General features: G+C 62.5%; 11 protein-coding genes. 9 read left to right on the top strand and 2 right to left on the bottom strand.

Annotation, left to right across the window (positions count from 1 at the left end):
* Positions 1-87: 87 nt before the first annotated feature.
* Complete coding sequence (locus ABW043_RS21160; protein ID WP_353923174.1) at positions 88-2,679, bottom strand: DUF2339 domain-containing protein; 2,592 nt, start codon at positions 2,677-2,679, stop codon at positions 88-90.
* A gap of 328 nt (positions 2,680-3,007) precedes the next feature.
* On the opposite strand from ABW043_RS21160, the gene ABW043_RS21155 reads away from it, so the two are divergent.
* Complete coding sequence (locus tag ABW043_RS21155) at positions 3,008-3,604, top strand: TetR/AcrR family transcriptional regulator (protein WP_353923173.1); 597 nt, start codon at positions 3,008-3,010, stop codon at positions 3,602-3,604.
* Positions 3,601-4,308, top strand: a complete 708-nt coding sequence (locus ABW043_RS21150) for a DUF4386 domain-containing protein (RefSeq protein WP_353923172.1) — start codon at positions 3,601-3,603, stop codon at positions 4,306-4,308. Before ABW043_RS21155 ends, ABW043_RS21150 begins: the two co-directional genes overlap by 4 nt.
* Here the strand turns inward: ABW043_RS21150 and ABW043_RS21145 are convergent.
* The gene (locus ABW043_RS21145) at positions 4,305-5,198 is read right to left on the bottom strand and encodes a helix-turn-helix domain-containing protein (protein ID WP_353923171.1); all 894 of its coding nucleotides are present in this window, start codon (positions 5,196-5,198) and stop codon (positions 4,305-4,307) included. The genes ABW043_RS21150 and ABW043_RS21145 overlap by 4 nt on opposite strands.
* Positions 5,199-5,397: 199 nt before the next feature.
* On the opposite strand from ABW043_RS21145, the gene ABW043_RS21140 reads away from it, so the two are divergent.
* From ABW043_RS21140 to clpB, 7 genes are all read left to right on the top strand, one after another.
* Positions 5,398-6,699, top strand: coding sequence for an ABC transporter substrate-binding protein (locus ABW043_RS21140; RefSeq protein ID WP_353923170.1), 1,302 nt, complete (start codon positions 5,398-5,400; stop codon positions 6,697-6,699).
* Positions 6,700-6,961: 262 nt separating this feature from the next.
* Positions 6,962-7,840 (top strand): carbohydrate ABC transporter permease, encoded by an 879-nt coding sequence (locus ABW043_RS21135; protein WP_317186917.1) that lies wholly within the window; start codon positions 6,962-6,964, stop codon positions 7,838-7,840.
* Complete coding sequence (locus ABW043_RS21130; RefSeq protein ID WP_353923169.1) at positions 7,837-8,718, top strand: carbohydrate ABC transporter permease; 882 nt, start codon at positions 7,837-7,839, stop codon at positions 8,716-8,718. The genes ABW043_RS21135 and ABW043_RS21130 overlap by 4 nt, the downstream gene beginning before the upstream one ends.
* A gap of 19 nt (positions 8,719-8,737) precedes the next feature.
* Complete coding sequence (locus ABW043_RS21125; protein ID WP_317186919.1) at positions 8,738-9,694, top strand: dihydrodipicolinate synthase family protein; 957 nt, start codon at positions 8,738-8,740, stop codon at positions 9,692-9,694.
* Complete coding sequence (locus ABW043_RS21120) at positions 9,694-10,761, top strand: ABC transporter ATP-binding protein (protein WP_353923168.1); 1,068 nt, start codon at positions 9,694-9,696, stop codon at positions 10,759-10,761. The genes ABW043_RS21125 and ABW043_RS21120 overlap by 1 nt, the downstream gene beginning before the upstream one ends.
* Positions 10,762-10,788: 27 nt before the next feature.
* Positions 10,789-11,814, top strand: coding sequence for an aldo/keto reductase (locus ABW043_RS21115; RefSeq protein WP_353923167.1), 1,026 nt, complete (start codon positions 10,789-10,791; stop codon positions 11,812-11,814).
* A gap of 247 nt (positions 11,815-12,061) precedes the next feature.
* Positions 12,062-14,671, top strand: a 2,610-nt coding sequence (gene clpB, locus ABW043_RS21110; protein WP_353923166.1) for an ATP-dependent chaperone ClpB, incomplete at its 3' end; no start/stop codon positions are given.

Below are 14,671 nucleotides of genomic sequence, written 5' to 3'. Positions count from 1 at the left end.
GATGGTCCTGACACTGGGCTTTCCATTTGGGCTGCCAGCAGGCGGTCCCGGGAAATGCCTGCCTCTTCGACAAAGGCAGGCTCCCGTTCACGCACTGCTTGCGGCCTCGGTGCGTGGGAAGACGAAGCGGGCGTAGATCCAACTGGTGACGAGCAGCGCGACACCAAGGGCGGCGAACGAGGCGACGCGCCAGAGACCTTCGAGGCCGCCGAAATCGAACAGGAAGACCTTGACGACGGTGAGCAGCATGATGCCGAGCGAAGCGAGGCGCAGTGGCTGGCTGTTGAACCGCGTGCCGGCGCCGAGGGCGCCAAAGGCGAGCACCAGAAGGGCGCCGGAATAGCTGTAGCGCTCGATTGGGCCGGAGGCGCCCTGCAGCAGGTCCGGGTGGAACAGATGCCGGATATCAACCAGCAGGCCGATGATGATCAGGAAGCCGCCGACCGCTACGCTAGTCCAGCGCAGTGGCGGAATGGCACGGAGGAGATGCGCCAGGGCCAGCGCGAGCAAGCCGGGGAGGATGAGGCCTGAAATGGACAGATTGAAGAGAGGCAGGCCCGGCACGTTCCATTCTGGCCAGAGCTGATAAGGCGGCAAGCCGACAAAGGCGACCGCCACGGCGAGGACGAAGAGGGACAGCGCCATGCCGGCATATTTGAGCCCATCACGAACAAGGCGCGTGCCAGCGAAAACGCCGAGCAGGCCGATCAGCAGAATGGGGTTGAGCCAGATGGAAGCCCAATAGAGCGTGTCGCGGGGATCGAGCACGGTGTCGTTGGGGATGATCAGGAAATTTGCGGCCGCGGCAAGCAGGAGCACTGCGGCGCCGTCGAGGATTTTTGTCAGCGCGTCCGTGCCTTTGGGTGTCAGCACGGTTGCTGCGGCGAGGAAGGCTATTGCCGGCAGAAGGAGCGCAGCGATCGCGGCGTCCCATGGGGCGGTGTGCGGCAGGTATCGGGCGAAGGTGAGCGGCGCGCCGATTTCGGAGAGACCTGCGGCAATGAAAAGGAGCCCAGCATAGAGCGCGAGATACGCCGCGATCAGCGGTCGAAGATTGACGGCGGCAAAGCGCTGCTGGACGAGGGCAATGCCCAGAACCTGCAGCGCTGCGGCGAGGGCGAAATAATTGGGATCGACGATGGCGACGACGGCCATCGAGATAAAGCCGCTGGCAGTGACGGCGAAGATGGAGCCGAGGCGGGGCCGGTCTTTTTCGGGCGTTTTGGGCCAGAAGAGGAAGCCTGCATAAGCGACCGAGGCGGAAAGGGCGAGGGATAGCAGAGCCCAGAGCAGCGGCAGGTCGCGTATGCCAGCCCAGCCGTCGAGGTCGAACATGGTGGAAACGGCGGTGAAGGAAAGGGCGGCGCAGAGGAGCGTTGCTGCCTCAACGGAATCCCTGCCTTGGCGGAGCAGATGCACGAGGGGCGTACCGATCGCTGCCAGGGCGAGAAGGGCCATGATCAGGCGGTGTGGGGGCTCGGGGAAGCGCCAGATGAGGACGAGATAAACCCAGGCCAGGGTGATCATCAGCACCGGCAAGGTCGGCCTTACCGGGGTCATGAAAGAGATGATGGCGCCGATAAGGAAGAGGCCCATGGTGGTCGAGAGGAAGAGAGGCGGGTAGGCCGTCTCGGTGACGCCGGTGGTGGCGAGGAACAGGGATAGCGCGAGCGCCAGGAACAGAGGAAATCCGGCGGGTTTCGGGGCGCCGCGCTGCCAGGCAGCAATGCCGACCACGGCGGGCGTGAAAACGAGGAGGAGGGCAATGGCGAGGGCCTGGCCCCAATCCGCTTGGGTGACGGTGGACAGGCCCAACAGCCAGAGACTGTGGGGCAGGAGAACGAGAGCGAGAAGTCCCCACCAGGATTTTCGCGCGCAGGCGATGGTTGCCGCAACGAGGAGGGCTGCAAGGTAAAGCTGAATCAGGAAACCGCCGGAATAGGCGGTGACGAGGAGTGCCGGGGCGAGATAGGCGCCGATCAGGCCGATGATCAGCACAGGGCGGCCAAAGACCAGAGAGATGGCGATCGACACAAAGCCGGTGAGCGCGGCGAGGACAAAGCCGGTTTCGACCGAGGTCAGTTCGAAGAGGGCGCTGGCCAGGAAAGAGGCGGCATAGAGCGTGCCGATGGCGGCCGAGGCGAGGGCGGCCGAAATCTGTTCATGATTGGCGATGCGCAGACGCCGCAGCACGAAGGCGGCCGCGAGCATGGCAAAACCGGCGGCAGCGCAGGCGGCTATGCCGAGGCCGGGGGTGAAGAAACCACTCGAGGCTGCCATGCGGGCAAGGAGAAACCCGCCAATAAGCAGCATTGCGGCGCCGCCCCAGACCGGCAGGTGTACGCCGACGAGCCGCTCGATGCTGAAGGCTGCGGACTTTTGCGGACGTGCAGTGGGCGGTTCTGTCGTGTCGTCGGGGCGCTGCGGTTGTTCGCCCAGATGCGGTGCAGGTTGTTCCGGCGGGGTTTCAGCGGGCGGCGGCGCTTCGGCCACTGCAGCGCGCCACGCGGTAGAAGTGGGGACGACAGGGGCGACGACCGGCTTGGGCTCGACGCCCTTTATGGGCGATTGCTGACGTTCGAGGTGGTTCAGGCGAGACTGCAGGGCCTCGACCTGTTTTTGCATGCGAACGACCATGCCAAGAGCGATGACCGCCAAGATCAATGCCAGAGTTACCACGCAGCCTCTCCCCCGAAGACGGCGCGATTATTTCCAATTCCCCAGCACTTGCAAGCCGACTGAAGCCTTGTCGATCATGTTGCTGCATGGAGAGAATTTTGTTTCGCATCCGGGATTAGTCTGCAGTCCGGTTTAGTTTGCTGCGCGGTCGAATTCCCTTCCAGATGGATGCTGGAGCGAGGTTTGACGGAGGCTGCTTTTCCCTTTGTGGGCGTATTTGGAGGGGGCGCGATGACGGCCGGCGCGTAGCAGAAAAAGCTGCCTGTTGACAATTTAGAGTATTAGCTCTAATTCTGTTGTTAGAGCTAATACTCTAACGGACCACACAGTGCCCTCTCCGACCAAAACCCGCATTCTCGACGCTGCCCTGGCCCTCTTTAACGAGCGGGGCACGGACACCGTTACGACCAATCATATTGCCGAGGCCCTCGGGATGAGCCCGGGCAATCTCTACTACCATTTTCGCAACAAGGCGGAGGTCGTTCGCGAGCTCTTTGCCCGCATTACGGCGGAGTGGGCCTCCAACTACGCCGTCCCGCCCGCAACCATGCCCAGCATTGCGATGATGGAGGTCATGGTGGCCGGCAATTTCGATATCCAGGCGCGGTACCGTTTCTTCTTTCGCGATCTTACACTGTTGCTCAATGCCGACCCCGAGCTGGCTGCGGCCTATCGGGCCAGTCGCGAGGCCGGGCTTGGCAATACCAGGTTCCTGATCAACCTCTTCATCGAGGCCGGCGTGGTTTCGCCCATGGGCGACGACACGGCGCTCGATGATCTGGCGCAGTTGCTCTGGCTGGTCGGGGATTTCTGGCTCGTCTTCAAGGATACCGGCGGCGCTGATTTCAGCCAGGCCGACATGGACCAGGGCGTCCGGCTGTTCCGGCGTCTCATCAACCCACATCTCAAAGGATCTTCGCCATGAGTGCGACGTCTCGAACTGCCGGTGGTCTGCTTGTTGCAGTACCGCTGATCTTTACCGCCGGCTTTACCGGCCTGCAGATGACCTTCGACTATCCCGATATCCTGCGCCATCCGGCCGGCGAGGTGCTGACCCGATTTGCGGCGGCCGGGGCCGACCTTCATTTCTACTGGTACGCGATGATGTTCGCTTCGCTGCTGATGATCGGCGCGGTCATCGCGCTTGGCCTTCACTTCTGGAAGGAGGACAACCTTCTGGCAGCGCTGGCGATGGGGTTCGGCGTGCTGGCCGGACTGGTTCAGGCGCTTGGGCTGTTGCATTGGGTCATCCTGGTCCCCAGCCTTGCAGCGGCCTATCTGGCCCCGGGGGCGTCCGAACTGGACAAGGCCATGGCAGTCTCACTGTTCGATGCGGCCAATCACTATCTGGGGATGGGTGTCGGCGAGCATCTTGGCTACTTCTTCACCGCGATCTGGACCGTGCTGACGGCCGCCCTGCTGTTTCGCACCAGTCGCCTGCTGGCCGTCAGCGGCGTGGTGATTGCGCTCGGCGTGGTCTCGGGGATGCTCGAGCCGTTTGGCGTGCCGATGACGGGGATGATCAATTCGATCAGCTACACGCTTTGGGCGATCTGGACGCTGGTGCTTGGCGTCGTGCTGCTCCGCAACAAAGCTTCTGCTCCGACTGTAGCGGCGCTGGCCGGTTAGACGGCCAAGAGGTACGATCCACGCTGGCGGCGGAAGTCGGAGGGGGACTGACCGGTGACCTTGCGAAAAGCCTGGCTGAAGGTGCTGAGCGAGCCAAAGCCACTGGCAAGGGCAACGTCGAGGATATTGGCGTCGTCTTCGAGCAGCAATGACTGGGCATAGCTGAGGCGCATCAGCGTCAGGTATTCGTTGAGCGTCATCCCGCTCGAGTTCGTGAAGACGCGCATGGCGTATTTGGGGTGGATATCGAGCGAGGAGGCAATCTCCGCCGAGCCGATATCATCGCGGAAATTCTCGGTCACATAGGCGCAGATTTCGAGAATGTTGCGGAAGGCGCTGGCATCGAGCGGCTCGCTCGAGGTTTCGGTTTCCTCGCCGCCATCGATGACCCGGTGCGGTTCGAAATTGAGGCGGTTGATCCGCATCAGCAGCTCTTCGATGGCATAGGTGCGGCGGGCGGGGTCGTCGCCATTCATATAGTCGGTGAGGCGCCGGAACAGCTCGGGGTCCGAGGAACCCTGGGTGCTGGTGACGGCCGAACCGCCGCGGGTGAGGCGTTGCATCAATTCGGCCGAAAGCCGCAGCCGGAAGAAGTGGACGAGCGGCAGGTGAATGGCGGCAAGCTCGGTACCCGGCTGCAGGTCGATCGCCTGATGCGGTTGCCCGCCCCAGAAAATGCAGAGGTCGCCGGCCTGCAGGTCCACGCCGTAGTGGCTCATGCGGTAGGACATGCCGCCTGAATAGATGAAGTTGATTTCGACCTGCGCATGCCAGTGCGGCACGGCCATGATGCAGGTGTCATTGACGCGCGCCAGGAGCTTGTCTGGGAAGACATCCAACTCGTGATCGAGCTGGTTCAGAATTTTTCCGCGCGTCTTACCATTCCACATTTTGCAATGCCCATCCCACGAGACGACGATCCAACGCTTCGTTTAGCGTATGGTCAGCCTGAACAGAGCGCAAACAAAAACCGGATCGGTCCAAGGGCACAAGCCCAGACCAAAGGGAGAATGCGCCGGAGGGCACATGTTGATCGCTGAACAATTGAGGCTGCCGCGCACCCGCGGCTGGCCGCGGAGGAACACATCTATGTCTTTGCTGAAGCGCGCTCGCGCCTCTCACCTGCTTGTTGCTGCCAGCATGGCGTCCGTGCTGATGGCTGCCCCTGTTCTGTCGCAGGACAAGGTCGAACTGACCTATTGGAACTGGGCGCCTCACATCGATGAAGTCATCGCCATCTGGAACGAGCAGAACCCCGATATTCACGTGACGGTGAGCCGCGCGGCCGCTGCCGGCGAAATCGTGCAGAAGCTTTCGGCGGCGCACACTGCCGGCAATCCGCCCGATGTGACCAATGTCACCTATGGCGATCTGCCGGCCCTGATCGTCAATGGCCTCGTTACCGATCTCACGCCCGAAATGGCGCCGCTGCAGGAAAAGATCACGCCCGTCGCCTGGAACCTCGTGACCTTTGACGGCACGACCTGGGCCACCCCGCAGGGCACCTCGCCCATGTTCTTCTTCTATCGCAAGGACCTGCTGGAAGAACTCGGCGTCGCCGTGCCCAAGACCTGGGAAGAGTTCGCCGAGGCCGCCAAGGCCGTGCGCGCCGCTGACGACAGCAAGTATCTCACCCAGTTCTCCTCCGGCGATCCCGGCACCTTCGCGGCCCTGACCCATCAGGTTGGCGCCAAGTGGTGGACGCTTGAAGGCGACCAGTGGACCGTCGACATCAATAGCGAAGCGGCCAAGGGCGTGGCGAACTACTGGCAGGAGCTGGTTGCCAGCGACTCCGTTGCCACCATGCAGGCGTTCAGCCCGGAATGGGGTGCAGCCATCGCCGATGGTAGCCTGCTTGGCATCATCAGTGCCGTCTGGGCGCCGCCGCTGATCCAGAACCTGGCACCCGATACCGTGGGCGATTGGGGCGTCGTGCCGCTGCCGCGCTGGAGCGAAGGCGTTGGCGCAGAATATGCCGGTGGTGTCACCGGAGGCAGCGCGACTGCCGTTTCCTCGCTCACCAAGCATCCCGAGGAAGCCAAGAAATTCGCCATCTGGATCACCAATAACGAAGAGGCCCTTGCCGCCTATGTTCGCCTGATGAACATCTGGCCGGCCCGCCTCGAAGCCCGCAACCTGCCGCAGTTGCAGCAGGCGCCGGCCTTCATTCCCGATGCGACGAACTTCTACCAGATGGCCGCCGAGATCGACGCCGAAACGCCGGCAATCTCATGGGGCCCGAACACCAGCACGGCCTTCGACGCCTACAAGAACGCCATGGGCGAGGCCGTACAGAACAAGGCCGGGTTCGCCGATGTGCTCGACGTGGTCCAGAAGGCCGCTTTCGATGACATGAAGAACCAGGGCTACACTGTCGCCGAAGGCAACTAGGCCGTGTGGACACTTGGCCATAGCGGTCTGCAAATGACAGTTTTCTTCGCTTCCGGTGCTCACCTACCCAAACGTATGCTGCGCTCCGGGTCTCGAAACCCATCATTTTCGCCACGCTCTGGCTCAACCGTCCAAACGGCCTAGCCTCCAAATCCCTCCCGGGTAGGGCGGGGCTCAGGCCCCGCCCAAACTTGTCAGCCGGATCTATGCAATGACCTCATCGAGGAAAACTGCCAAGCGACCGTTTCGAGCGGTTCATCCCTTGGCGCCCTGGCTCTTCGTCGGCCCCGCAGTGCTGCTGTCGCTGGCCATGATCGTCGCGCCATTCGTCTATTCGATCTACCAGAGCCTGCGCGGCGTAAAGGTTGCCGGTGGTGGCCTCGGGCGGCGCGAGGAAGTGTTTGTCGGCTTCGGCAATTATGTCAGCGCCATCTTCAACGCCGAGCTGTGGGCCGGCTTCGGCCGCATGCTCTATCTCGGCATCATCACTGTGCCGCTGACCCTTGGCCTGGCGCTGCTCTTTGCGCTCTTGCTCGACACGCCCCGGCTGCGTCTGGCGCAGTTCTCGCGCATCGCCATTTTCGTGCCCTATGCGGTGCCCGGCGTTATCGCCTCGCTGATGTGGGGCTTCATGTATCTGCCCGGCGTCAGCCCGTTCCGCGAGCTCGCGGGCAATCTGGGCCTGCCGCTGCCGGACTTTTTTACCCGCGACAGCGTCTTCTGGTCGATCGCCAATATCAATGTGTGGGGCGGCGTGGGCTTCAATATGGTCATTCTCTATACGGCCCTGCGTGGCATCAGCGGCGAGCTCTATGATGCGGCTCGCATCGATGGCTGCACCGAGTGGCAGATCGCCCGCGACATAAAACTGCCCTTGCTGGTGCCGGCGCTGGTGCTGACGGGCCTCTTCTCGCTCATCGGCACCATCCAGACATTCTCCGAGCCGACGACGCTGGCCCCGCTCACCGATGCCCTCTCTTCCACCTGGGTGCCGATGATGCTGGTCTATCGCGATACGTTTGTGGGGCAGAACGTCTATGGCGGCGCGGCCTCGGCCATGCTGGTCGCCCTCATCACCATCGTCTCGTCGGTGGCCCTCTTCTGGGTCACCCGCAGGCGCAGCGAGGGGAAGGCGATATGACAATGGATATCGCGACCGCCCGCCGCCGAGCCCATAGTCACCATCAGCGCGTGGCCTGGGTGCCGACGCTGATCCTTCTTATTGGAGCGCTCTACTGCCTCTTGCCGCTCTATTGGCTGGTGGCAGCGACCAGCAAGTATCATGGCGAGCTGTTCTCGCTGCCCTCCTTCGCCCTGGCGTTCAATGGCGGGTTCGTCGACAACATCGTCGCCCTCTCCAATTATCGGGGCGGTCGGTACTGGCTCTGGACGTTCAATTCGCTGCTCTTTGCAGCGGGCGGTGCTTCGCTCTCGACCATCGTTTCGGCCGCGGCCGGCTATGGCCTCGCCAAGTACAATTTTGCCGGCAAGAACGTGGTCTTCGCCTTCCTTCTTGGCGCGGTGTTGATCCCCGGCGTGGTGCTGGCGGTGCCGCAATATCTGCTGATGAGCAAGATCGGTCTTGCCGGTACCTACTGGGCGGTGCTGATCCCCTCGGTGCTTTCGCCGCTCGGCATTTATCTCTGCCGCATCTATGCCGATGCGGTGGTGCATAACGAATTGCTCGAAGCCGGCCGCGTCGATGGCGCCAGCGAAGTGCGCATCTTCTTTTCCATCGGCCTGCCGCCAATGATCCCCGGCCTCATCACCGTGTTCCTGCTGCAGTTCATCGGCATCTGGAACAACTTCCTGCTGCCCTTCATCATGCTCTCGGACGAGAAGCTCTTCCCGCTGACGGTGGGGCTCTACACCATGCTCAATGCCGGCACCGAGCAGCCGGGCATGTACACCCTGATCATCACCGGGGCCTTCCTTTCCATCCTTCCCCTCGTCGCCCTTTTCCTGGTGCTCCAGCGCTATTGGCGGCTCGATCTCATCTCCGGCTCCGTGAAGGGCTGACTTCAAAGGAACTTCTGCCATGTCTCAAGACATCATTCCCAATGGTTGCTGGCCCGTCATGCTCACCCCGTTCAAGGACGATCGGTCCTTTGACTGGGACGGCGTCGATGCCCTTGTCGACTACTATGCCAAGGCCCAGGTCGGCGGCATTTTCACCGTCTGCCTCTCAAGCGAAATCTACCAGATGAGCCCCGAGGAACGCGTCACCCTGGCGGAGCGCGTGGTCAAGCGCGCGGCCGGCCGTGTTCCGGTGATCGCTTCGGCCGTTGCCGGTTCTGCGCCTCAAGAGCAGGCTGATGCGGTCAAGGCCATTGCCGATACCGGCGTCAGCGCCGTCGTGCTGCTGCCGTGCCTGATCGCGGGGGAGGGCGAAAGCGACGCGGTCTGGCGCAGCCGGGTCGAGCAGATCCTTGCCAAGACCGGCGATATTCCCCTTGGCTTTTATGAATGTCCGCGTCCCTATAAGCGCGGCGTTTCGCCTGCTGATCTCGCCTGGGCGGCGGATAGCGGCCGCGTGCTGTTCCACAAGGATACCTGCCACAATCTCGACCTGATGAAGCAAAAGCTCGCTGCCACCAAGGGCAAGGGGCTCAAATTCTTCAACACCCAGATGGGCACGCTGATCGACACGCTTGAAGCCGGCGGACACGGCTTTTCGAGCTATGCGGCCAATCTCTATCCAGAACTGGTGCAGTGGGTGTCGCTCAACTACGCGAAAGACCGTGCTACTGCGATCAAGGTGCAGCAAATCCTTGCCATTGCCGAGCACTCGATCAATTCGAAATATCCCGCCTCGGCAAAGTACTTCGTCAGCCAGAATGCCGGCGTCGATATCGCCACCACTTGCCGCTCCATTTATGACAGCCTCGGCCGCCACGACCAGTTGCCGCTTCTGGCGCTGATCGATTATGTCAAAAGCCTCGACCTGCCGGTCGATGTGGTGACCATGGGGCCGCCCGCTTCGAGGGCCGCATAATGGCGTCGGTCACGCTCAAGGGTATCAAGAAGAGTTTTGGGGCCGTACCCATCATCCACGGCCTCGATCTCGACATCGCCGACGGCGCCTTCGTGGCGCTGGTCGGGCCGTCGGGCTGCGGCAAGTCCACGCTGCTGCGCATGATCGCGGGTCTCGAAGAGCTGAGCGACGGGGAAATCCTCTTTGGGGGTGAGCCCGTCGATCACCTGAGCCCGCGCGACCGCAACATCGCGATGGTGTTCCAGTCCTATGCGCTCTATCCGCATATGACCGTGGCGCAGAACATGGCCTTCAATCTCAAGATCGCGGGCCTGCCCGCGGCGGAGCGCGACAAGCGCGTCGCCGATGCGGCAAAACTGCTCGAACTTGGCGAACTATTGCACCGTCGCCCGGCGCAGCTTTCGGGCGGCCAGCGCCAGCGCGTCGCCATGGGGCGTGCGGTGGTGCGCGACCCGGCGGTGTTCCTTTTCGACGAACCGCTTTCCAATCTCGACGCCAAGCTGCGCGTGCAGATGCGCACCGAGATCAAGGGGCTGCATGCCAAAATCCGGCGCACTTCGATCTATGTGACGCATGACCAGGTGGAGGCCATGACGCTCGCCGACACGGTCGTCGTGCTCAACAAGGGCAAGATCGAGCAGGCAGGCGAGCCGATGGATCTCTATCGCCGCCCGGCCAATCTCTTCGTTGCCGGTTTTATCGGCTCGCCCGCCATGAATTTTCTGTCTGCCGAAATCATTGCGGCCGATCGGCCGACGGCGCGGCTCCAGACCGGCGAAACCCTCGTGCTCGACCCGTCCACCAAAGTGTCGGCCGGCGATCGGGTCACGATCGGACTGCGGCCTGAAAACTTCGTGCCGGGCAATGGCACCAATGCGCTGGCTGGCACCATAAAGCTCGTCGAGCGGACCGGGGCCCAGACGCATCTCGTTGTCGCCATGGCGGGGCAGGACCTCACCGTCATCGTCGATGGCTCGCTCGATGTGGTGCCCGACATGGCTTTGCCTGCCTCGGTTGCGCCGAACCTCATCCATGTCTTTGATCTCAACACTGGCGCGCGCCGCTAGGCCCGACCCAACATTTCTGGACTTATCATGACTTATCGCGCTGCCCCCGGTCGCTACGAGACCATGCAATATCGCCATGCCGGCCGGTCCGGCCTGAAGCTGCCCGTCATCAGTCTTGGCCTCTGGCAGAATTTCGGCGGCGCGCGGGATTATCCCTCGGCCTTTGAAATGCTCGGCGCCGCGTTCGACGCGGGCATTACCCATTTCGATCTCGCCAACAATTATGGCCCGCCTCCCGGCTCGGCCGAGGAATTGTTCGGCCAGGTCATGGCGCGCGATTTCAAGCCTTATCGCGACGAGCTGATCATCTCGTCCAAGGCGGGCTACCAGATGTGGGACGGCCCCTACGGCGAATGGGGGAGCCGGAAGAACCTCATTGCCTCGGCCGATCAATCGCTGAAGCGCCTTGGCCTCGACTATGTCGACGTCTTTTATTCGCACCGCTTCGATCCCAAGACGCCGCTCGAGGAAACCATGGGGGCGCTGGCAACGCTCGTTGCTCAGGGCAAGACGCTCTATGTGGGCATCTCCAATTATCCCGAAGCCGAGACGCGGCAGGCTCACGCCATCCTCAAGTCGCTCGGCGTGCCGTGCATCCTGCACCAGCCGAGCTATTCGATCCTCAACCGCTGGATCGAGGACGACAAGACGGTCGACGCCTGTGGCGAACTCGGCATCGGCATGATCGCCTTCTCGCCTTTGGCGCAGGGCGTGCTCTCGGGCAAATACAATACCGGGGACACGGACGGGGCTCGCGGCACCAGCAACAACCCGTTCCTCAAAGCTGATCGGATCAAGCCCGAGACGCTCGATGCCGTCGGCAAGCTCGCCGCCATCGCCAAGGCGCGTGGCCAGACCCTGCCGCAACTGGCTCTCGCCTGGGTGCTGCGCCGGCCTGAACTGACCTCGGCGCTGATCGGTATCCGCACCCCGGCTCAGCTACAGGACAATCTCGGCGCGCTCAGCAATCTCGACTTCGCGCCCGAGGAAATCGCCGCCATCGACGCCGCCACTGTCGGCGGACTGAGCGCGTCGCACCCACGCTGGTGGTGACGCCGGAAGGCGCGGCGATGCATTTGCGTGGTCGCGCTGGAATTTAGGAACCTTGCACCAAGGGGATAGTCCCCCGGTGCAGGTGTCCGATTTAGGCGGGCTGCAGCATTGCTCCCTCCAAAAACCTCCCCATATAACTCTCGATGATGGAGCGCGCCGGATTGCCGGGCGTTCCATTACGCGACGCTTCCGTCGCCATGCCGGTGCCTTTCGAGGGCCGGGTGGCGAGCGAGACAAGGAGAGTTGAATGAATATCGAAAAATACACCGAGCGCTCGCGCGGCTTTATCCAGAGCGCGCAGACGGCAGCGCTGGGCAAGGGCCATCAGCAGTTTGCGCCGGTCCATCTTCTCAAAGTACTGCTCGACGATGACCAGGGGCTTGCCTCCGGACTGATCGAACGCGCGGGTGGCGACGCCAAGGCGGCACGCGCCGGCGTTGAAGCGGCGCTCAACAAGATTCCAAAGGTTTCCGGCGATGCCGCGCAGCTCTCCCTGAGCCGCGAACTGGCACGTGTGTTCGACACGGCCGAGAGCGCAGCCAAGAAGGCCGGCGATAGCTATGTGACGGCCGAGCGGCTGCTCCTGGCCATGGCGGTCGAGAAGGACACCGATGCGGGCAAGATTCTGGCTGCGGCCGGGGTGACGCCGCAGGGGCTCAACACAGCCATCGAAGAAATTCGCAAGGGGCGCACGGCTGACTCGGCTTCGGCCGAGAATGCCTATGACGCACTGAAGAAATATGCGCGCGACCTGACCCAGGATGTGCGCGAAGGAAAACTCGACCCGGTGATTGGCCGCGACGAGGAAATCCGTCGCACCATTCAGGTGTTGAGCCGCCGGACCAAGAACAATCCCGTGCTCATCGGTGAACCCGGTGTCGGCAAGACGGCGATTGCCGAGGGCCTGGCCATCCGCATCGTCAATGGCGACGTGCCGGAGTCGCTAAAGAGCAAGAGCCTCCTCTCGCTCGACATGGGCGCACTGATTGCCGGCGCGAAATATCGCGGCGAATTCGAAGAGCGCCTGAAATCGGTGCTTGCCGAAGTGCAGTCGGCCGAAGGGCAGATCATTCTGTTCATCGACGAAATGCACACGCTGGTTGGCGCGGGCAAGAGCGATGGCGCCATGGACGCATCCAACCTCCTGAAGCCGGCTTTGGCCCGCGGTGAACTGCACTGCGTGGGCGCGACGACGCTTGATGAATATCGCAAGCATGTCGAAAAGGACCCGGCGCTCGCCCGGCGTTTCCAGCCGGTGTTCGTTTCGGAGCCCACCGTCGAAGACACGATCTCGATCCTGCGCGGGCTCAAGGAAAAGTACGAGCTGCACCACGGCATTCGCATCGCCGACTCGGCGCTGGTGAGTGCGGCGACTTTGTCGAACCGCTACATCACCGACCGTTTCCTGCCCGACAAGGCCATCGACCTGATGGACGAGGCGGCGGCGCGGTTGCGCATGGCGGTCGACAGCAAGCCCGAGGCGCTCGACGAACTCGATCGGCGCATCATGCAGCTCAAGATCGAGCGCGAGGCGCTGAAGAAGGAAACCGACGACGGCTCCAAGACCCGGCTCGACCGACTTGAGCATGAGCTTTCCGGGTTAGAGGAACAGGCGCAGGTGCTGTCCTCGAAGTGGTTGGCCGAAAAGGAGAGGCTGCAGGGTTCGACCAAGATCAAGGAAGAGCTCGATGCAGCTCGTTCGCAGCTCGAAATCGCGCAGCGCCAGGGCGACCTGGCTCGTGCCGGTGAGCTTGCCTATGGCGTCATTCCCGATCTCGAAAAGCGGCTGAAGACGGCCGACGATCCGGATGGTGACGGCAAGCCCGATCCGCTGATGGCCAAGGAAACCGTCGAGCCGACCGACATTGCCCAGGTGGTGTCGCGCTGGACCGGCATTCCTGTCGACCGGATGATGGAAGGCGAACGCGAAAAACTCCTGCATATGGAGTCGTCGCTCGGTAACCGGGTCATCGGGCAGGCGGAAGCGGTGGCTGCAGTGGCCAAGGCCGTGCGCCGTTCGCGTGCCGGCCTGCAGGACCCGAACCGGCCGATCGGCTCGTTCATGTTCCTGGGACCAACGGGCGTGGGCAAGACCGAGCTGACCAAGGCTTTGGCGCAGTTCCTCTTCGACGATGAAACCGCGATGGTTCGGCTCGACATGTCGGAATTCATGGAGAAGCACTCCGTGGCCCGTCTGATCGGCGCCCCTCCGGGCTATGTCGGCTATGACGAAGGCGGCGTGCTGACCGAAGCAGTTCGGCGTCGGCCCTATCAGGTTGTGCTCTTCGACGAGATCGAGAAGGCGCATCCGGACGTGTTCAACGTTCTCCTCCAGGTGCTCGACGATGGACGACTGACGGACGGGCAGGGGCGGACGGTCGATTTCCGCAACACGGTCATTATCCTCACCTCCAATCTTGGGGCCGAATATCTGGTCGATCTCAATGATGGGGAATCGGTGGAGCTGGTGCGCGGGAAAGTGCTCGATGCGGTGAAGGCGGCGTTCCGGCCGGAATTCCTCAACCGTATCGACGAGATTCTGCTGTTCCATCGCCTCGGGCGCGAGCATATGGGCTCGATCGTCGACATCCAGTTCGGGCGGCTCGAAAAACTGCTGCGGGATCGCGACATCAGCCTTGAACTGACGCCCAAGGCGCGGGAGTGGCTCGCCAATGAAGGTTATGATCCGGCCTATGGTGCGCGTCCGCTGAAGCGTGTCATCCAGCGCGAAGTGCAGGATGGGCTGGCCGAGGAAATCCTCTCGGGCAAGATTTCGGACGGGGATCGCGTCGTCGTCGATGCTGATGCCGAAGGCATCCTGCTTTTGCCGGGTGGCGAGAGCGATGCCAACGCTGCC

Origin of the sequence: Devosia sp. (assembly GCF_040509215.1) — a bacterium.
GTDB lineage: Bacteria > Pseudomonadota > Alphaproteobacteria > Rhizobiales > Devosiaceae > Devosia.
The sequence above is the reverse complement of the archived record's forward strand: the minus strand, read 5'-3'. Positions and strand labels throughout refer to the sequence as shown.

Coding starts and splice junctions, on each gene's coding strand:
- ABW043_RS21115 (WP_353923167.1), top strand. CDS start 10,789: ATGACTTATCGCGCTGCCCCCGGTCGCTACGAGACCATGCAATATCGC.
- ABW043_RS21140 (WP_353923170.1), top strand. CDS start 5,398: ATGTCTTTGCTGAAGCGCGCTCGCGCCTCTCACCTGCTTGTTGCTGCC.
- ABW043_RS21120 (WP_353923168.1), top strand. CDS start 9,694: ATGGCGTCGGTCACGCTCAAGGGTATCAAGAAGAGTTTTGGGGCCGTA.
- ABW043_RS21125 (WP_317186919.1), top strand. CDS start 8,738: ATGTCTCAAGACATCATTCCCAATGGTTGCTGGCCCGTCATGCTCACC.
- ABW043_RS21145 (WP_353923171.1), bottom strand. CDS start 5,198: ATGTGGAATGGTAAGACGCGCGGAAAAATTCTGAACCAGCTCGATCAC.
- ABW043_RS21130 (WP_353923169.1), top strand. CDS start 7,837: ATGACAATGGATATCGCGACCGCCCGCCGCCGAGCCCATAGTCACCAT.
- ABW043_RS21150 (WP_353923172.1), top strand. CDS start 3,601: ATGAGTGCGACGTCTCGAACTGCCGGTGGTCTGCTTGTTGCAGTACCG.